The sequence below is a fragment of the Streptomyces sp. URMC 126 genome (assembly GCF_051386555.1).
Lineage (GTDB): Bacteria > Actinomycetota > Actinomycetes > Streptomycetales > Streptomycetaceae > Streptomyces.
In genome coordinates, this window is sequence record NZ_JBPQTX010000768.1 from 1 (window position 1) to 287 (window position 287).

General features: G+C 73.9%; 1 protein-coding gene. It reads right to left on the reverse strand.

What is annotated here, in order from left to right; all coding sequences use genetic code 11:
* Window positions 1-287: cholesterol oxidase substrate-binding domain-containing protein (locus ACSNOK_RS33825; protein ID WP_436784578.1), on the reverse strand; the 287-nt coding region annotated here is incomplete at both ends.

Sequence of the window (287 nt, forward strand, 5' to 3'; positions counted from 1 at the left end):
GTCCGGTCTCCTCCACGAAGGAGGCGAGGGTGCGTCCGCCGCGGCCCGGCGGAGCGAACAGCTCGGTGGCGGGTATGTCGGTGCGGCTGACGCACCGCAGGTTGTCGTTGCCGCCAACGCGCAGCACGGCCTCGGTGACCAGTGCCCGGCCGAGGTGGGCGAGCAGGACGGCGCAGTCGGGGTGGTCGCGGTCGAAGGTCCGGGCGGTGTACTCGCCGCCGTCCGCGTCCCACACGACCGCGGTGAGCGACAGGACGCGGTTGCTGAGCGAGCCGTAGGTCCCGCCC